The 17973-nt window shown below is 67.2% G+C and carries 15 protein-coding genes and 2 pseudogenes; 6 read left to right on the top strand and 11 right to left on the bottom strand.

Annotated features, from left to right (window positions below; all coding sequences use genetic code 11):
• Positions 1-299 precede the first annotated feature (299 nt).
• From ABTX18_RS33870 to ABTX18_RS33860, 3 genes and pseudogenes are all read right to left on the bottom strand, one after another.
• On the bottom strand, positions 300-1973 hold the full coding sequence (locus tag ABTX18_RS33870) for a hypothetical protein (protein ID WP_244300427.1): 1674 nt from the start codon (positions 1971-1973) through the stop codon (positions 300-302).
• 699 nt (positions 1974-2672) lie between these two features.
• Positions 2673-2843: a DUF6119 family protein gene (locus tag ABTX18_RS33865; RefSeq protein ID WP_352126647.1), complete on the bottom strand. Its 171-nt coding sequence runs from the start codon at positions 2841-2843 to the stop codon at positions 2673-2675.
• 64 nt (positions 2844-2907) lie between these two features.
• A pseudogene (locus ABTX18_RS33860) lies at positions 2908-3678 on the bottom strand (DUF6119 family protein); the annotation flags it as partial.
• Between ABTX18_RS33860 and ABTX18_RS35925 the strand changes: the two are divergent.
• A pseudogene (locus tag ABTX18_RS35925) lies at positions 3622-3945 on the top strand (P-loop NTPase family protein); the annotation flags it as partial. The pseudogenes ABTX18_RS33860 and ABTX18_RS35925 sit on opposite strands and share 57 nt — an antisense overlap.
• Positions 3946-4131: 186 nt before the next feature.
• Here the strand turns inward: ABTX18_RS35925 and ABTX18_RS33850 are convergent.
• Entirely contained in the window at positions 4132-4752 is a 621-nt protein-coding gene (locus tag ABTX18_RS33850; protein WP_352126679.1) for a hypothetical protein, read from the bottom strand.
• Positions 4753-5637: 885 nt separating this feature from the next.
• Here ABTX18_RS33850 and ABTX18_RS33845 point away from each other — a divergent pair.
• Both ABTX18_RS33845 and ABTX18_RS33840 read left to right on the top strand, forming a co-directional pair.
• Positions 5638-6360 carry a hypothetical protein gene (locus ABTX18_RS33845; protein ID WP_352126646.1) on the top strand — a complete coding sequence of 241 codons (723 nt, stop codon included), beginning with the start codon at positions 5638-5640 and terminating at the stop codon, positions 6358-6360.
• A 76-nt stretch (positions 6361-6436) separates the two neighbouring features.
• Positions 6437-7735, top strand: coding sequence for a GNAT family N-acetyltransferase (locus tag ABTX18_RS33840; RefSeq protein ID WP_352126645.1), 1299 nt, complete (start codon positions 6437-6439; stop codon positions 7733-7735).
• Here the strand turns inward: ABTX18_RS33840 and ABTX18_RS33835 are convergent.
• The 5 genes from ABTX18_RS33835 to ABTX18_RS33815 form a co-directional block, all read right to left on the bottom strand.
• Positions 7709-8137, bottom strand: coding sequence for a hypothetical protein (locus ABTX18_RS33835; protein ID WP_352126644.1), 429 nt, complete (start codon positions 8135-8137; stop codon positions 7709-7711). The genes ABTX18_RS33840 and ABTX18_RS33835 overlap by 27 nt on opposite strands.
• A 202-nt stretch (positions 8138-8339) precedes the next feature.
• The gene (locus ABTX18_RS33830; protein WP_352126643.1) at positions 8340-9815 is read right to left on the bottom strand and encodes an SAVED domain-containing protein; all 1476 of its coding nucleotides are present in this window, start codon (positions 9813-9815) and stop codon (positions 8340-8342) included.
• Positions 9812-10735 carry an AAA family ATPase gene (locus tag ABTX18_RS33825; RefSeq protein ID WP_352126642.1) on the bottom strand — a complete coding sequence of 308 codons (924 nt, stop codon included), beginning with the start codon at positions 10733-10735 and terminating at the stop codon, positions 9812-9814. The genes ABTX18_RS33830 and ABTX18_RS33825 overlap by 4 nt, the downstream gene beginning before the upstream one ends.
• A gap of 19 nt (positions 10736-10754) precedes the next feature.
• On the bottom strand, positions 10755-11264 hold the full coding sequence (locus ABTX18_RS33820) for an HORMA-1 domain-containing protein (RefSeq protein ID WP_352126641.1): 510 nt from the start codon (positions 11262-11264) through the stop codon (positions 10755-10757).
• 2 nt (positions 11265-11266) lie between these two features.
• The gene (locus ABTX18_RS33815; protein ID WP_352126640.1) at positions 11267-12262 is read right to left on the bottom strand and encodes a CBASS oligonucleotide cyclase; all 996 of its coding nucleotides are present in this window, start codon (positions 12260-12262) and stop codon (positions 11267-11269) included.
• A gap of 975 nt (positions 12263-13237) precedes the next feature.
• Between ABTX18_RS33815 and ABTX18_RS33810 the strand changes: the two genes are divergently transcribed.
• The 3 genes from ABTX18_RS33810 (at position 13238) to ABTX18_RS33800 (ending at position 16209) form a co-directional block, all read left to right on the top strand.
• On the top strand, positions 13238-13747 hold the full coding sequence (locus tag ABTX18_RS33810) for a hypothetical protein (protein ID WP_352126639.1): 510 nt from the start codon (positions 13238-13240) through the stop codon (positions 13745-13747).
• A complete protein-coding gene (locus ABTX18_RS33805; RefSeq protein ID WP_352126638.1) occupies positions 13662-14699 on the top strand; it encodes a reverse transcriptase domain-containing protein in 1038 nt (345 codons plus the stop codon). Before ABTX18_RS33810 ends, ABTX18_RS33805 begins: the two co-directional genes overlap by 86 nt.
• 295 nt (positions 14700-14994) lie before the next feature.
• Complete coding sequence (locus ABTX18_RS33800) at positions 14995-16209, top strand: IS110 family RNA-guided transposase (RefSeq protein ID WP_352126637.1); 1215 nt, start codon at positions 14995-14997, stop codon at positions 16207-16209.
• Positions 16210-16371: 162 nt separating this feature from the next.
• Here the strand turns inward: ABTX18_RS33800 and ABTX18_RS33795 are convergent, their stop codons facing one another.
• Both ABTX18_RS33795 and ABTX18_RS33790 read right to left on the bottom strand, forming a co-directional pair.
• Positions 16372-16581 carry a hypothetical protein gene (locus tag ABTX18_RS33795; RefSeq protein ID WP_352126636.1) on the bottom strand — a complete coding sequence of 70 codons (210 nt, stop codon included), beginning with the start codon at positions 16579-16581 and terminating at the stop codon, positions 16372-16374.
• Complete coding sequence (locus tag ABTX18_RS33790) at positions 16578-17531, bottom strand: hypothetical protein (protein WP_352126635.1); 954 nt, start codon at positions 17529-17531, stop codon at positions 16578-16580. The genes ABTX18_RS33795 and ABTX18_RS33790 overlap by 4 nt, the downstream gene beginning before the upstream one ends.
• Positions 17532-17973: the final 442 nt, after the last annotated feature.

Here is a 17973-nt window from a genome sequence, read left to right as displayed (position 1 = left end):
GAGGCCGCCAGGCTGACTGCTGGCCCTCACGGGCCTAGCGCGTGGGAACGGGGTCATCTGGCGCCCCCGCCATGCAGCGCGTGGCAGGCGGAGGAGGATGCCCGGGCTGGGTCGCGAGGTCGGTCAGCAGAGCGAGATCGGAAAGGTGGACGGGTCAGGGCCCAGCAGAAGGTGATCCCTTTTTCGGGCGGGGCGGCGGCCGCTCGTCGGCCGGAAGGCTTGTCAAGGCCGGCAAAGATCTGGTTCCTCAGGCCAGCTCGCAGGGTTCGTTGATCTACGTTTGCCTGGGCCGACCTGTCTCACGCAGGCGGCCCAGGCTCCGGTCTGGGCATGGCTTCGAAGAGGGGTTGCAGGGCGGTAGCGAAGAGTTCGGCGTGCCGGGCGGGCTTGGAAGGACTGAGGTTCAGGCCGTAGAAGATGTGCTCGCGCAGGCCAGTGTTGCGCAGCGTGCCGGCGTTCTTGCTCTGCAGGATCTCCAGGAGGCTGGGTCCGCCGTCTTCCTGCATGCCTTCGATCATCTCCAGTTCTTCGATGTCAGCGATTTCGAGGGGGTCGGTGTCCGGCGCTTGGAGGAGGCCTCGGGATCGTGCGCGCTCGCGGATCACGGTCAGAGTCACAGGGTTGACGGGAAAGCCTTCGGGCAGGACGAGCAAGGGCAGGAAACGTCGCGGGTGTGTGGGTGATATGCCGGTGAGGGCTGTCTCGTCCTGGCGCAGGGCATCGATGGTGGCGTTGATCTGGTCGACTTCCTCGATGAGCTTGTCGATGTCCTTGATCTGTGACTCGTCGGGCACGGCAGTGGCCGCTTCACGGCGTAGCTGGGTCGTGGTGACCTCGATGACAATCCAGGTTCCCGGATAGTCGACCGCGGCGTCGGCGATGCGCTGGCCTTTGGCCGTGTAGGCGGCTTTGAGCTGCGCGTCGTCATAGACGCGCCGGGCGGTGGATGCGTCCTCGGTGATCCGGTGGAGAACTTCGCTGACGTACACCTCGGTGATGCGGCGCAGGGTCTGTTCGGCGCGGGTGGCGAGGGTCTTGTGGCCGGACGGCCTGGGGTGGTGGGGCGGTGGGAACCGGATGTCCATGATCGGCAGCCACCCGAAGGCACGGCTCACGAGATGACGGGGGTCCAGGACCAGCAGTCGGCGTTCGGGCAGGCGGATGACGGGCCAGCGCTGGAAGGGGTCGAAGGACCATTCGGTGCGGTGTTCCGGCCGTTCCTGCCGGACTGCTTCTCTCATGCCAGGCAGATCGTTGCTGATCAGCGAGAGCACGCGGTGGAGTCGCTCGGCGGGCAGGGTCAGTGCCGAGTATTCGGCATGCTCCAGGACGAAGTGTCCTTGTGTGGTACGGGCCCACAGGTAGCCGGCGACGGCGGCCAGGTCGTCGAGCCGAACACCGGTGCAGTCCTCATAGGCCTGGCTGAGGTCGATGGCTCCAGGCTCTGAGAGGTGCTCCATGGGTAGCTCGAGCCACCGGCGTGCATAGCGGGCCAGGACGCCGGAGACAGACCAGGTGTGGTTGAAGTGCTGGTTGGCAATGATTTCCCGGCCCAGAGGGCCGGGCTGGTCCGCGATGACGGTCGGGCCTGATTCGGAGTGGTGCCCCATGCTCTGGCTGTTGCACAACAGGGCGACGGTCAAGTCGCCCCTCGGGGCGCCCTGCGGCACGGTGTCTGGCGATACGTGCACTGCCGTGCGGGCCAGAAGCATGACGGCTTGGGGGACGAGGAGCCTGCGGCGGTCGTCTCTGAGGAGGTTCAGCACACGATCGCGCAATGGCCCCTGCATCAGCGTGTTCACGAATGATTTCTCTACGTCTCGCGCTGAGGCATCGGGCATCGCGAGAGCGGTGAGTGTCCAGGCGCAGAACCGGAGCACGTCCTCCAGAGGGATTCGTTCCAGCTGTCGCTCTGTGTAGTCGCTGGGCGGTACGAACCCGAAGATCTCTTCTGCGGTGAGGTAGACGGCCATCAGGTCGATGGGGGCAGGGCCCTGCGCCGACGATGCGGGAACCAGCAAACCGCTGGGGTGTTGGTGCCATTCCGGAACGAGAGCTGGTGCTGTTGAGCCTTGATGGACAGGGCGGCCTTGTGAGGGGTCGGCAAGGTAGTTTGAGCGCACGGGGGCCGGCTCGCTGTCAGCGAGCATCCTTCTTATCGCTGCTATCTCCCTGACCAGGTCAGGTGTACGGTCCATCGGATCTTCCTGTCATGCGGGCGATAGTGCCGTTGGGGTCCGGGCGGAGTCGGTCGGGGTGTGGTGCGCTGGGGCCGGACCCGTGTGCGGACCGCTTCGCCACTGCGGACCGCGCGGACGCCCCACCCAGTGAACTGCTGGCTCTTCTCTCGCTATCAGCTCTACCACCCGGCACTGACACTCGACCGGACGGCGGCAGCCCAGCCAGCCTCACTGGACCGGCGACGCCATGCTTCTTGCCTGGACCAGCAGGACAACAGGGAAGGGGAAGCCCAGCAGCTGGCCTGCGTCCGCGTCAGGGTGACATCCACCTCTCGGCGGCAGGAGTTCCACCGCCGGGACGTGAGGCGCGCACCGGCCTCTCGGCCGGTGTTAACCGGCGACCACCGCGCATAAGCACTCTCACTGAGGACGAACAGGGCCGCCCCTGTGACGACGGCGCCCGGCAGTGAGCCGTCGGCTTCCCCTTTTGATTCACCTTCGGATGGCGATGACCTCGACCTCAGCGTTCATCGCTCGCAGCCGCCGGACAGCTTGGAGCAGGGAAACCTGTGCAAAAGCGAAGAGGGAGTTGACCGCAATGTCCCTGCCGTCTTTCAGTAGAATTCCGAACACCACCCGGAGAGACCCGAAGTCCTTGAGCATACGGTGGTCGGGCGTGTGCGCAGCCACTTGCGTAAGGAACTTGCCGCGTACCCACGGAATCGCTGCGGAGCGTTTCGACGGCGACTACACCCTGCGCGAAGAGATGGTTGAGAGGCGCCGTGGTGGCCGGTGCCTTCTTGATGCAGATCAGTTGGTTGTCCGGCCCCAGGACGTCGCAGATTTCCAGGCCTCCCCCCCTGAACTTGACCGTACGGACGGTGTCCTTGTCGAACAGCAGGTACCCGTCCTGCTCGGCTGCCTTCCTGTTGAACCAGTCCTCGTCGTGGGTGTCCTGTCCGTCGGAGTTCTGCGGTCCTTTGGTCCAGCGGGGCAAGGTCACCGTCTGGGGCTGGGCAAAGAGGTTGGTGAGCTCCTCCTCCAGCGTCTCGATAAAACCGGCACCCACCTCGAACCATTTGCCGTTGCCGTAGAACAGCCGGTCGGTGCCGAGTGGGACATCGGCGATGAGCCATTCCTTGCCGCTGGTGGTAACACCGGCCGGGGTCTGGAAGTCGTCATCGCTGAACATGGTGACCCGCAAGTCCCCCAGGCCTTGGAGTCGTTCCCCTGGCGGCTTGTCCTTGACAAACTGCAGCAAGTGCCGAAGTTCGAGCTCGCCCACCTCGATCGTCTGGGCGCCTCGTCTCACGCGAAACGCCTGGGCCGAGCTGTAGCCTTCCTGGCACGAGTCCGGAACCCCAATGGTCAGGCGAGGGCTGTCCGGATCCGTAAGCTGGGCTTCCAGTGCCTTCTGGGCCTCGCCGGCGGCGGGAAACCCTTGCTGAAAATCGCCGAGGCGGCAATCGATCTGAAGGCCGGCCGACGGACGTCGCACCACGAACTGTGCCTGTTCTCCTCGTGGGGCGAGGTCCAGGAGTATGCCGAGCAGGACTCCGCGGCGGCCGAGCTGAAAGCGATCGTAGAACTCGTCGACGCCTACGGTCCCCAGCAGATCATCGTCGCGGTCAGTCGGATGGTCGATGAGGACCAGGCACAGGTCGTGGTGTCCACCGTGCACAAGTCCAAGGGACGGGAGTGGAACCGTGTGCGGATCGGCGACGGATTCACCCCCGTCGACGAGCACGCTGCCGCGGCCCGTGGCCTGCATGCCGCCGAAGCACGCCTCGCGTACGTCGCGGTGACCCGGGCCCGCCGGCTTCTCGACACCACCGGTCTCACATGGGCAGAGGCGCAGCTGCGCCGCCCAGACCTGGCGAGTGCCGATCACACGCCTGAGGGGGTTGCGCTGGCGGCGCTTCCGCTGACCGGGCAGCTGCAGTACCCGCGCTCACCGATGTCGGTGTTCATGGCCCGGCATCTCCCCCACCCTGAGCAGGTGGTCGGCGCCTACCATCAGCAGGTGCGTCACCTGCCGCACCCGGTACAGCCGATGGACGAACGGCGGCCGGACTGGGCCGCGCTCGGGCACACCATCGACTACCACCTCCGCCTGAGCCTCGGCGGCGACCTCGGGGCCGCCGTCGACCACGGCATTCGCCTCATCGGCAGCCTCGTGCCCCTGGAAGGCGCCCCTGGGCTCCCTGTCCGCTCGGCCCTGGCTGCGGCCGGAACCCAGCTGCTCGCCCGCGTGCAGGCACACCTCGACGGCAGTCGGCCTCTGGGCGAGGACTATGTGACCCGGCTGTGCCATGTGGCGGGCAACTTCGAGGCCGTCTACCGCAACGGCGTCTTCTCCCGGCGTCGCAACCTGCTCGCCCAGGCGGAGGCCGCCACCACCCTCAAGGACCTGACCGCGGCCGTGCCCGCGTACGTGCTGGAAGACATCGCCGAGCAGATGCAGCTCGCGAAGCAGCCGTTCGCCCCGCTGCGCCGGCTGCCCGCTGCGCAGCGGGTGTGCGGGCCGGTGTTCGCCGGGAGCAGCGACCTGTGGCGCGGACGCCGACTTCATCACCGGCGGACTCCTCATCGACTGCAAGGCCACCGTCCGGCCCCACCAGATCGGCACGGCCCAGGTACAGCAGCTCGCCGGCTACCTCCTCCTCGACTACGACGACACCTATCGCATCGACCGCGTCGGGTTCTACCTGTCCCGCCAAGGCGGCCTGATCACCTGGACCGTCCCGGACTTCTTCCGCGCCATCGGCGCACGGACGGCACCGCCGACGCTGCGAGCGGCCCTGCGAAACCACCTGCGGCAGGCCCGTCGCCCCGCCAGCGGAACGTCTCAGGCGTGATCAACAAGTCGCGAGGACGTGATCAGCACGTGGGAGAGGACGGTGGGGCGGGTGCCGTTCAGGCCCGGGCGGACTGCCTGCTGGGCCGTTCGCCGCGCCCAGCGCACCGTATACCGCGGCTGGGACAGCGAGCGTGTGGCGAACGCCTACGGAGTGGGCAAGCAGTTTGCTCAGATGCAGATGAAGGGCCTGCGGGTCCGGGCCGCTCGGGAGAAAGCGGCGAGAAAGGCCGCAGCCCGGGAGGGTGCAGTGCGACGGGCCATCGCCGCAGCGAGAGGGAACCCCGCCGTGCGTGCCCGTTTGGACGCCGTGCAACAGCTGGCCGTCGCAGAGGAAGGGCCAGGCATAACGACGTGGATGTGACCCAGGAACTGGCGGCGGTCCGGCCCGTGCCAAGGTCTCAGTCTCACGCGGCGGGTGCCGGAGCAGGGCTCCGTCCCTGGCCGGCCCACGCCGGGATGGCGCACCCATCGTGATGCCGGCCGGATTGTCAGTGGGGGAACGTAGGATCTGCCGATCCTCACGCGAGGCGCCGGAGCCCTGGAAGCGCGCGAGGGAGGCTGGTCGGCAGGGTCGGGGAACGCGGGGAGGAATGGTCGGTGGAGACAGAGCTTCAGGAAGCGGTGGCCTGGGGGCGGCAGAGACTTGAGGAAATGGGGGTGTTCGCCGCGCAGGACGGTCTGCGATGGGCTGCTGCTCACGGACTGGTTCTGTCTGTGTGGCGCAATGGCCCGATCGAGGACGCGCACGCAGCTCGGCCGACCAACCGGCGCAAGGGGATGCCCGACGGGGTGATGTTCGCCCGCAACACCTGGCTCACCCGGCAGGCGTTCGACGTCCTGGGATCGACGCGTCAGTACCGCCTGTATGGGCTGGAGCGTCTAATCCTGGACCGCGACACCGAGTGGCCGGGGTGCGGGGGAACACTGACGGAGTTCGGCTGGGGTTTCCTCGGGGAGATCCAGAAGCACGTGAAGAAGCGGATCGACCAGTTCGCGTACTTCGAGGAGATGCTGGAGCCGGACGACTTCCTCGTCTTCGCCGGAGCCCCTCAGATCGGCACTCACACCGATCACTACGGTATGCCGCAGTGGCCGTCCTGCGTGGAAGCGGCCCTGCGCCGGCTGCGCGGTGAGGACGAGGAGTTCCTGCGCGAGTGGGGCGACTTGATGGAGCGCATCGGCCCGGCGCCCGACCGCGTCACCGCAGACATCGATGCGGCGGGCCGGCTTCTGCTGGAGTCGCCCTGGGAGCTGGGCGCCGACGTCCCTGAGTGGTTCGCCTGGAATCCTGTCCTGAGCAAGCCGGGCATTCCCGCGTAGCCCTACCCGGCAGCCTGTGCCCTGCGGGCAGTGCCGCGGGCGGTGCGTGAACAGACAGCAGGACAAGGAGCAGCTGATGAGCGAGCGGACCGTCCACCTCGATGCCGATCCCCGTGACTGGCGATCGAGGAAGATCCGCATCCGGGCGCACCGTTGGTACGCCCGGGTCGAGCTCGATCGTGACGGGTACGTCGACGCCGTGTCCTCAAGAGGCCGCGCCGCCGAGTTACCCGCTGCGTACACCGATGCTGTCGAGAGGGTCCGGGCCGCAGCCATCGACCGGCTTTGGTACGACGGCTACCCGGGCGACTTCACCTGGAGCAGCGGCAGTCGCTGGGTCACCCTGTCCGTTCCGTACACGGAGGTCGAGGCTGCGGTCGAAGCGCTGCGCGGGGCAGAGCTTGATCACGACTACAGCGGGCTTGCGGCGCTGGCCGGCCGGCTGACGCTGCCCGTGGAGGACTGGCTGGCCCCGGGTGAGCGGGAGTTGCTGCGCGGAGTGGACTTCCATTCGCCACCTGCCGTGTTTTTGCGGTTCTTGCGCGGCAAGGCCAGGAGGAGCGGGCTGCGTCTCAACGGCCGGGCGACGGCGGGAAGTGTGTGGGTGCGCCCGACGATGCCGGCGGCCGAGAAGCAGCTACGGGAGATGTTTCCCGAGCAGTATCCCGGTTGGTTGGACCGGTGGAGCGGTCATGTCGAATCGGACGACGCGCCCTACCGGCCCTGGGTCGGAGGCCGCGATCAGGACCTCAGTCAGCGCGCCACGCCGGTCCGGTTCCATCTGCCGCGGCTTTCGCTCAATCATGACTGCCGGTGCGGGGTGCAGGGTCAGGACGGCGACGGCGGCCGTGAGCACGCCGACCACCACGCGGCGTGGGCGCTCGGCGTGCGGGTGCCGAAGAACCTCGACTGGCTTGGTGACCTGGCCGTGGTGACGACCCAGTCCCCCATCGCGTGGCGCAGGCTCGCCTACAAGGTGGCGAAGATGCCGCAGAGGGAGAGCCATTACGACTTTCCTTCCTGGACCCACCTTGGGGAGCCCGAGGAATCCGAGGACAACGTCCGGGCGTACCTGTTGAAGGCGAAGGGGCACGTGGTCGGCTACCTGGCGGCCCATGACACCGACTATCACCGGTCTTGGGACCTCGTCGACGAGTCGCCGTTCGGCGATGCGGATGACACTGTGCGGCCGCGGATCGAGCTGATCTGGGTGGCCGACGCCTATCGGCGCCAGGGAGTGGGCGCCATGCTCGTCCAGGCGCTCGCCGACGACTTCGGCTGCCCCGTCGCCGAGGTGTCCTGGTCCACCCCGATCAGCCGGTCGGGGCGGCAGCTCGCGCGCCGGCTCTCACCTGGTGGCATCTGGGTGAGCTGAACCGGCCTCGGACCGTCGCGGTGGCGCGCAGGAGGCACCGGCGGGTCCCAGCCACGTGTTGTTGAGATGCTCGTGCCGGTGCTGCTCGATGATGCGCCGGAATTCAGCGCTCACCTCCGCCGGTGTCCTGGCCTTGTCGTCGAAGAGCTTGACCGAGTTCCGGGCGCGCTCGATCGCCGGGGCGTGGTCGTAGGCGAGTGCGGCCGCGAGGTCGGGTTCGATACGGCGGAGAGCCTTGTGGGACTCGTGGATGATCAGGCACATGTAGTTGTACAGGCAGAAAATCGGGACGACGGCCCGGTCTTGCGAGGTGGCGACTGTTCGGAAGAAGCGTCGCAGGAACATGACGTCCTGGGCGATCAGCCGCAGGGCGATGTCGTTACCGGACGGGCGCGTCGTCATGAGTGCGCTGTACTCCCATTGCGTTCGGGTGTCGCCTTCTACAGCATGTCGGAACCCGCGCGTTCGAGAGAACCAAGCAGTCGCTTCGAGGCATCGTGTCAGCAGTCCAGGCCGGCGCACACCAGGTTTTCGCGGTGACCAGCCTTGTGAGCTGGGCCCTTATATCGCAGTGTCCTGCGACACGTGAGGGTGGGTTGCGCGGTCAGGCGTGGACGAAGAAGGCTGGCTCATAGGCGTCTGCCGTGCCCACGTCCTCGTACACCACAGTGGGGCGCAGCCGGTTCCATCGGTGGCCGAGGAGCAGGGCGAGTCCCATGGGGCAGGCGAGGAAGAGGTGGATGCGGGGGTGGGTACGGGCGGGGCGGCGCAGGGCGTCGCGGAAGCCGACGGCGAGGGCGTTGGCGCCGTGGCTGTCGAGGATGGAACGGTCCTTGGGTCCGGCGGGTGGTGTGAGGATGAGGAGTCGGGATGCGGGGATGTTCTGTTCTCGGAGGTACTCGAGGACGTCCTGGGCGAAGTCTTGGGCTTTGACCGTGACGTTGATGCCGACGGCGAGGTCGTCGCCCTGGCCGATGTCGTGCTCGTTGACGGTGGGCTCGCAGTCGGCGTCGTAGGTGTCGCGGGTGGACCACAACTCTCCGCGTTGGAGGACGGCGAGGTCGGCTCCGGCGACCATGCGGAATGCTGTGCCGGTCAGGAACGCGGGGGCGAGGCGGAGGCTTCCTGACACGGAGACGTCGCTGCGGCCGGGCAGGTGGGCTGGGGCAGCCTCGATGTCGTTTTGGAGCTGTGCCCAGGTGGCGGGGGCGAGCGGGCGGCGTTTGGTGTACGCGGAGTCGGTCTCGAACCGGTCGATCCAGTTGATGGTGTGGTCGGCCTCGTCGGCGAGCGGGTCGGGCTTGAGGGTGGCGATCGACAGGATCGCGTGAGCGGGTCCGGTTGTCAGGCTCAGGGTGTCGACGGCTGCTTTGACCATGTCGAGGGTGAGGGTCCGGTGGCCGTCGCGGACCTGCTGGGCGACCCAGTTGGCGCCTTCGTCGACTGCGTGGTTGTCGTTGCGGAGACCGCAGACGGCCATCAGGAGCTGCAGGTGCTCGTATACGTGGGCCAGTTCTCGGGACAGGTCGAAGCGCAGGCGGGAGAGGAGGTCGTTGAGTTCGGTCTCGGTCAGTCCGGCGTTCTGGGACCAGCGGGTTCGTGCCTGGCCGGTCTTCGAGCGGGCGGTGCCGTCGGCGGCCTTCGGCAGGAGCAGCTGAGTGCGGGAGTCTCGGACGGCGATGAGAGGGTCGGTGGGGTCCGGGGCCCGGTTGGTGATGATCGCGAGGTCGACGTCGATGCCGTCGGCGGTGAGAGTGCGCCAGGTCCTGGCGATCTTCTTCAGGATCGACTGGCCGCCGGTGGGACTGGGCTTGGTGAGGTACTCCTCGTTGACGGGTGTGGCGCTGCTGACGGTGTATTTGACCTGGCTGTAGGTGTGGGGCGGGTTGCGGCGCCAGAGGACGACGTCGTCGAGGTTTCCGGCGTCGTCGGCTTCGACACCGACGGAGATGGCGGGGTTGGCGGCGTGGATGGCGTTCTCGCGCAGGACGGTGAGGCAGCCGGTCCAGGCGATGAGCCACTGGTAGTGGTCGCCGGTGATCCTGACGCTGGTGGGGCTCGGTGCCGGAAGGGGCTTCATCGGTTGTCCTCGGTGAACACGGGGCTGGGCTGGGTCAGTTCTGCGAGGTCAAGGAGGTCCTTGTCGGTGACGGGGCGGTCGGGGAAGGCGTTGAGGATGGCGGCGGGGATGAGTCGCTGGGTGAGGTCGGAGTAGGTGTAGCCGGGCCGGTCGGGGCAGGGGCCGGTGATGGTGACGAGCTTGTCGAGGGTCTCGGGGTGGATGCCGGTGCCGTGGAGGGCGGCGGCAAGGACGGTGCGGCGCTGCTGTTCGACGGGGCGGGTGAAGGTGAACGTGGCGGCGGCCCGGCGCATGACGGCGGGGTCGAGTGCGCCGACGCGGTTGGTGCACAGGACGACTATGACGGGGATCTGGGTTCCGACGAGGCTGTCGATGCCGGCGAGGAAGGCGTCCACGCCGGCGCGGTCCTCATGGTGCATCTGCGCCGCTTGGCGGGACTGGACGAGGGCGTCGGCCTCGTCGACGACGAAGACCAGGGCCGAGTTGAAACCGCGGGGTCCGGTGGCTTGGCGGCCTTGGTGGTGGAGGTGGGAGAAGGCGTCGCCGATCAGGGAGGTCATCTCTCCGACGAGGCCGCTGCCGCGGGTGGCGAGTTTGAGGCGGTAGAGGAAGACGGGCAGGTTCAGCTGGTCGGCGAGGTCGCACCCGAAGGATTCGGCGAGTGCCGACTTGCCGGAGCCGACGTCGCCGGCGAACACGAACAGCGGCGCGCGGTCGGTGAACAGGTCAAGGGCGGCAACGCGGCCGTGGTGGAAGGACTCGGCCCACATCTGCAGCCGGGTGGGGTCGGCCAGCAGGAGTGCCTCTTTGCGCAGACGCAGCTTTACGTCGTCCAGGCCGACCAGGCGGTCGTAGCGGGCGCGGCGGGTGTGGTCGGGGAGTTCGATGACGGGGTGGAACAGGTCGTCCTGGCTGGTCATGGTTGCTCTTCCTGCTGGGCTAGTTGGCGAGGTAGATGTCGCGGGAGACACCTGCGCCGTTGCGGGCGTAGCCATTTCCCGTGGTGGTGCTGCCGGACAGGGCCGTGGGGGCATCGGCGGTCGTACGGGAGAACGGCAGGTTGGCGTTGACGACGGCCTTCTCGCCGGCGGTCAGGGCGCCGTATGCGTTGCTGTAGGTGAGGTAGCTGTAGAAGGTGTAGCCGGTGAGTTCGGCGGCGCGGGGCAGGCTGCCGGGGCGGCTGTCTGTGAGCTGTCCGCCGGTGGTCGCCTTGTAGCGCAGGCGCAGCTTCCAGGCGTGGGTGGCGCTGTCGCGGAAGCCGTAGTCCACGGTGTCGAGGTATCCGTCGCGCAGGAGAAGAGCGACTTCTTCGACGTAGTCGTCGATGCTGTCCAGGGCGGGCGTGCCGTAGTAGTTGTTGAGCAGGCGCAGGTCGGCGCCGATCTTGGCGCCGACGTAGCGGGCGTCGGTGATGGTGAACGACGAAGATCGGGTGTACGAGCCGGACATGGTCACGCTCCCTGGAAGGTGGGGCCGAACAGTTCGCGCCAGGCGTCGTTCGCGTCGCCCTTCGTGGGAGCGCAGGCCGCCCAGACGATGGCTTCCAGCGCGGTGTTGGCGTGATCGACCAAGCGCAGCCGGTCGGCTTCGAGGTAGGTGCCGGCGACGTTGTTGTCAGGGTTGACGGGGTCCCACACCTGGATGGCGTCGTGGGAGGGGGTGACGTGGTCGGCTGCGTAGTAGTCGGTGAAGACGACGGGGGTCTGCAGGCCGGTTCGGACGATGTAGGACAGGACCTGCTCGATGGCCCGGGGGTAGTCGTCGACCTGGAGCTTCTCGCCGTTCCAGCCGCTCTCCCACAGGTGAGCGACCAGGAGCTCGAGGAGGAAGCTCTTGCACCGCAGGTCCGGGTCGTGGAGCTTGCTCTGGCGGATCCACCCCTTCAGCAGGCGGATCAGCTCTGCGTAGCCGGGGCCGGCGGCCTTGCGTCGCTTCTCTATGAACTTGAGGTGCTGGGTGACGGAGGTGAGGACGCGGGTTCCCTGCCGGGTGACCAGGTATCCCTTGTCGTCGGGTTCTCCGGTGTAGAGCACGGGTGCGACGTCGATTTTCAGGCCGGAGGCGCGCAGGGTGATGCCGACGGCGTGCTGGGAGATCTTGAAGTCGTCGGCGACCTTGGTGTCGCCGTAGACCTCGATGCAGCGCTCGCGCAGCCAGTCCAGGAGGGTGGCTTCGTCCACTGCGGGGTCGGCGGTGCGGAGGTAGGCGGCGACGTCGGCGTCGGAGCCGCCGCCGCGGCGTTGGATGGCCGTGAACTTGGCGGTGCTGCCGGACGCGCGGAGCTTGACGAGGTCGAAGGCGGGGTGCGCGGCGATGTGGCTTTCCAGGCGCTGGCGGAGGTGGTTGACCTGGCCGCGGCGTTCCGCGGCCTCCGGGCCGGGCACGTTGATCTTGTTCTCGGCGAAGGTCTTCAGGGTCTTGTGATCGACATGCCGTTCTCCGGCCATGGTGTCCTCCTTTGTGCGGGCTTCCCGTGCTTCAATCCAGTACCACCCGGGTCTGACAATGCCGGTGGCGTGTGTGGGGGTTGGTGACCGTTCGCGATGCTCTTGGGTCGGGTCGCGAGGCATGTGGGGGGGTGTTGAACCGCAGATCTGTGGTCGTCGGCGCCGTTGGTGAACTCTTCGTTGTCGTGGACGGGCTTGCGGGTACCAGCTGGGCGCCCGGTGTCGGGCACGGCCGCCTTGGGGCGCCCTGCGCCCCAGACCGCGTCTCATGCCAGACAGGTCTCCCCCGTTATCTTTTTCGCGGTCCTGCAATGGGGCCGCTGGCCTCCGGGCCCGGCATGACTGTGTCCCCCTGTCGAAGACATGACCTGGGGGGTGGTGTCAGTGCGCCGTGAAGCGTTGTGAACTCGTGCGGAGGTGAGAGACCGTCGCCGCCGTCCTGTCGCAGCAGGGCGGTGAAGCTGGGGGCAGCCTGATCCGGGAGATGCCGGTGAGGGTGAGAGCGGCCCCGACAAAGCCGGGACGGGCCAGAACTGCCAGATGGTTCGGGTCCGGCAAGCGTGATGGAGAGGAGTACGAGAGGAACTAGCGTCTACGTCTCTCAACCCCCCGCCGGCTCAAACCTGTGCAGATATGGGCCGGATGCGGTGCGTCCTCGAACCGGGTGACCGGAGCGGGGAACTTCTGGACGGGCTTTGACATGCCCGTCGGGAGGCCACGGTGAAGTGCTGCGGGGTAGCCGTGGCGAGGCCGCAGGGACAGAGCTGGGCTCCTACTTCGTCGAGCGAGTTGCAGTGAACACGGGAACCGTTCCGGCTCACGCCCTCTGCCAGGGATCCGCTCTGGTGAAAGGGCTGGGTTCATCGTCGGCCGATCGGGCCGGAACGGGGCGGAGCCGCCGTAGTACTCCGAGCGCGCGAAAGGCGCGTACATGGGGAAGGACGGCAGCGGTATCGAGAAGGGAAGGAGGCTGCAATGCCGAAAGACGCACCGTTGAACGACGGTGCCGCGCTTATCGAAGACTCGGAAGAGTCCGATGGGCGGGTATCGGGGATGCAGGCCAAGCTTCACCGTCGGGCGGCGGCCGATCCTGGCCGCAGGTTCGACGACCTGTTCAATTTCGTGCACGATCCGATGACGCTGCGACATGCGTTCAATCGGATCGCGGGCAACAAGGGAGCCCGAACTGCGGGCATGGACGGCGTCACTGTCGCCCAGGTTGAAGAGCAGATCGGGGTTTTCCGTTTTCTGGACGACCTGCGGACCAGCCTGAAGGATGGTTCGTTTCGGCCCCAGCCGGTGCGGGAACGCAAGATCCCCAAGCCGGGTGGTTCGGGGAAGGTTCGCGCCCTCGGGATTCCGACGGTGGCGGACGGTTGTCCAGGCGGCGCTAAAGTTGGTGCTGGAACCGATTTTCGAGGCCGACTTCGAGCCGGTCTCATACGGGTTCCGGCCCGAGCGGCGAGCCCACGACGCGATCGCTGAGATTCAACTGTTCGGCACCAAAGGCTATCGCTGGGTGTTGGATGCTGACATCGAAGCGGCCTTCGACACCGTCTCGCATTCCGCTCTCCTTGAGCGAGTGCGCAAGCGGGTCAAGGACAAGCGGGTCGGGGCACTGGTGAAGGCGTTCCTCAAGTCCGGGGTTCTTACCGAACTTGGAGACCGGAGGGCTACCGACACCGGGACGCCGCAGGGCGGTGTTCTGTCTCCATTGCTGTTCAACATAGCCATGTCGACGCTTGATGAGCGCCTGCAAGGGCCGTGGAAGGACAGCGGGACCATGGGAACCGCTAGCCAACGCGTGCGACGTCGCGCAAAGGGCCTGCCGAACTGGAAGGTCTGCCGTTATGCGGACGACTTTGTGGTGCTCGTGCACGGCTCCAGCGACGACGTCGAGAAGTTGCAGCACGAAATCACTGAAGTGCTCGAACCGCTCGGGCTGCGGCTTTCACCGGCCAAGACCCGAATCGTGCACATGAGCGAAGCGTTCGACTTCCTTGGGTTCCGCATCCAGTGGAAACACAAGCGAGGAACGGACAAGTGGTACGTCTACACGTTCATTGCGGACCGGCCGATCCGGTCGCTGAAGGACAGGATTCGTGCCCTGACGAGCAGGAAGTCGCAGCAGAATCCCAGGGAGGTGCTGGTCAGAATCAACCTGATCATGCGCGGTTGGGTCAACTACTTCCGGCACGCGGTCTGCAAACACACCCTGAGCAACCTGGCGAATTTCGTCTGGTGGCGGATGGTGAAATGGATGCAAACCCTGCACCGCTGGAAGTGGAAGGACGTTCGCCGGTGGCTCAAGGCTCCAGACGGGAGCTGGAAGCCGATCTCTGCGGACGGAGTCGAGTTGTTCGATATGGCGGCGGTGCCGGTTACCCGCTACCGCTACCGGGGCAACAGGATTCCCAATCCCTGGACCTCCGCATAACCACGCACGACGGCAGAGACCGTGGAGAGCCCGTTGCGTCGTAAGGCGCACGGCGGGTTCGGCGAGCGGCCTGGGAAAACGGACCGGGAGCAATCCCGGCACCGCGTCCCAGGCCGACTCAACCCGGGCCCGGGAGGTGCCGTCGGAGACGCTGATGAGAGGTCCGGCCACCGTCCGGTCCGGCGCAATGCCGGGCAGTTCGCGGGCGGCAGGTCTGCATAACGTGGATGCGCGAGCACGACACCAACGCCGAGGCCGGCACCGTGAATACCCCTTGGGGAGAGGGAGGGTGACGATGTTCGACACCACTGAGGTGGGCGTCTTCCTGGGCCTGGATGTCGGCAAGAGTGCCCATCACGGTCACGGGCTGACGCCGGTCGGCAAGAAGGTCTTCGACAAGCAGCTGCCCAACAGCGAGCCGAAGCTGCGGGCCGTGTTCGAGAAGCTGGCCGCGAAGTTCGGCACGGTGCTGGTGATCGTGGACCAGCCCGCATCGATCGGGGCTCTGCCCCTGGCCGTGGCCCGGGACGCCGGCTGCCGGGTCGCTTACCTGCCCGGCCTGGCGATGCGCCGGATCGCCGATCTCTACCCTGGCGAGGCGAAGACCGACGCGAAAGACGCCGCAGTCATCGCGGACGCCGCCCGCACCCTGCCCCACACCTTGCGCTCGCTGGAACTGACCGACGAGATCACCGCTGAGCTCACCGTCCTGGTCGGCTTCGACCAGGACCTCGCCGCCGAGGCAACCCGCACCTCCAACCGGATACGCGGCCTGCTCACCCAGTTCCACCCCAGCCTGGAGCGCGTCCTGGGCCCCCGCCTGGACCACCAGGCCGTCACCTGGCTCCTGGAGCGCTACGGGTCCCCAGCCGCGCTGCGGAAGGCGGGCCGACGACGGCTCGTCGAGGTGATCCGGCCGAAGGCGCCCCGCATGGCCGCCCGGCTGATCGACGACGTCTTTGCCGCTCTGGACGAGCAGACCGTCGTCGTTCCCGGCACGGGCACCCTGGACACCGTCATTCCGTCCCTGGCCCGCTCCCTCGGAGCCGTCCACGAACAGCGCCGGGCTCTGGAAGCCCAGATCAACACCCTGCTGGAGGCTCACCCTCTTTCCCAGGTCCTGACCTCGATGCCCGGCGTCGGTGTCAGGACCGCCGCAGTCCTGCTGACCACCATCGGCGACGGCACCAGCTTCCCCACCGCCGCCCACCTCGCCTCCTACGCCAGCCTGGCCCCGACAACGAAGTCGTCCGGCACCTCGATCCACGGCGAACACGCACCCCGAGGCGGAAACCGGCAGCTCAAACGGGCCATGTTCCTGTCCGCCTTCGCCTGCATGAACGCCGATCCCGCCTCCCGGACCTACTACGACAAACAACGCGCCCGCGGAAAGACCCACACCCAGGCCCTCCTCCGCCTCGCCCGCCAGCGCATCAGCGTCCTGTTCGCGATGCTCCGCGACGGAACGTTCTACGAGTCCCGAACCCCCGCCGTCACCCTCGCCGCATGAACGGGACCGAAACCCCAAAAACCGGCAGCGCAGGATTGACGAACGACATAGAGGCACCCCCCGGGGGGTACACAAGGCCAGTCCCCGCGTAGGAGGACTGGGCCGAAGACGACGGCCTGGCAGCCAGCGGCTCGCGCATGTGGAGCCGCCGGCCATCGGGGTCTACTTCAAGAGCACGGCTCGCAGGACGCTCGGTACTTCAGTGGGGTCGACCAGCACGAGCGCGATGGCACCGAGCGTGAGCACGGGCAGGGTGCGGGCAGCCGTCGCGAGGACGGCGGGAATGTCAACTGCGGCCGCACGGTGGAGGGCGTAGCCGGAGAGTGCCGCCAGAGCCACCACCACTATCAGGGCCATGAGCAGCGGGGTCATGCTCGCGATCCGATCTCAGCGGCGAGGCGCTTCACCTTGCGTCGGACCTTCTCGCCGTAGTTCCCCGGGGCGGAAGCGCCGGCTAGCGCGGCGGCCTCGGCCCATGTGGACACCCCAGGATTGCCCAGTGCCAGTACGACGGCACGGTATTGCGGGGTGAGCTGCTTGAGGATGCCTTGCAGTCGTGGGTCGTCAAGGTCGTCCACGGACGACGGAAGCTCCGGGCCGGGCTGGTCGGCCAGCAGGTCGTGGAGCGTCGCCCCTTCGGCGAGAGGAGTGTCGAGCAGGAGCAGCCGCTTCCTGCCGATCTTTCGGTCCCAGATGGGGGTGTGCTGCCGGTGAACTGTGCTGGCTTCCTTCGTCAGGAGCGTCAGTGCGTCGGGCGACAGTCGGCCCTCATGGAACAAAGTGCTGGCCCAGTCGCCGAGCAGGGCGGTTGATACCGACTCGCGCCACCCGCTCCACCGCCCCAGGACCTCAGAGGTGAAACCGTCCACGTAGGTGTGGTCCCCTCTCAGGGCGGCTTGGCGAGCGTTCAGAGCCTGGACGATTGGAGGCACCTCCCACCCCATGTCCAGGAACCCCTGCTCGACTGACTCGCCGGTCGGCTCGGTGGTCGGCACTGCCACGAAGTCGTCCGGGTGGGAGAGCAAGTTACGGAGGCCGGCCAGGACCTCGTCCGACTCCGGCCGCGGGGGTCCGAAGGGGTGGGTGGCTACCGTCCCGTCCTCATGGACGCCGATCAGACCTCCCTCGATGTTCCAGTGCACCGGAATCACGGCCTTCACCCCCTCCGGAGGCATGCACGTAAGGCCCTTGGTGACGGCATCGACCAGCGTGACGTCGATCTCCGGAAGATTGCACAGTGGTCTGGATTCGTTGGCTCTCGTCTCCACCGGAACGCCACGGCGCGCGCGGAAGGTGCGAGTGGGGTCAGCAGTGCTCGTCACAGGTACTCCTCGCAGAACAGCGGATCAGCCTTCTCCTTTCGGGCCCGCCAGGAGCCTGATCCGACAAGAAAGCCCAGAAGGATCCTGTGACGTCAGTCACTCCATAGGCAGTCGCCCACGGCGTGGCCCCGTCGCGCACGCGCCGGGGCTGCGAAGAACCGCAGACGACTCGTTTGGGGCTCCGCGGCGCCCAAGTAGACACTGCTGCCGAGGAACTTCGCAGCGGGGGTGCGACAGGTTCATTCCTTCGACGAGTGGGGCCGGTCCCGGTATCCGCCGGCCCGTCCGCGCCACCCTGGTCCCGCTGGCGCTGTGATGCTCTGGCGCTGCCCGTCCACTGGGCAACGGCCTTGGTCCCCTACCGGTTTGCGCGAGACTTGGCGCAGCGCACCCTCTGTCTCTCAGTTGAAGCGGGCGATCACGGCTGGGCTGGGTTCCTGGC

Origin of the sequence: Streptomyces sp. NPDC096323, from assembly GCF_040302845.1 — a bacterium.
Classification (GTDB): domain Bacteria; phylum Actinomycetota; class Actinomycetes; order Streptomycetales; family Streptomycetaceae; genus Streptomyces.
Note: the sequence above shows the minus strand (reverse complement) of the source record. Positions and strands in the feature narration are given on the sequence as shown.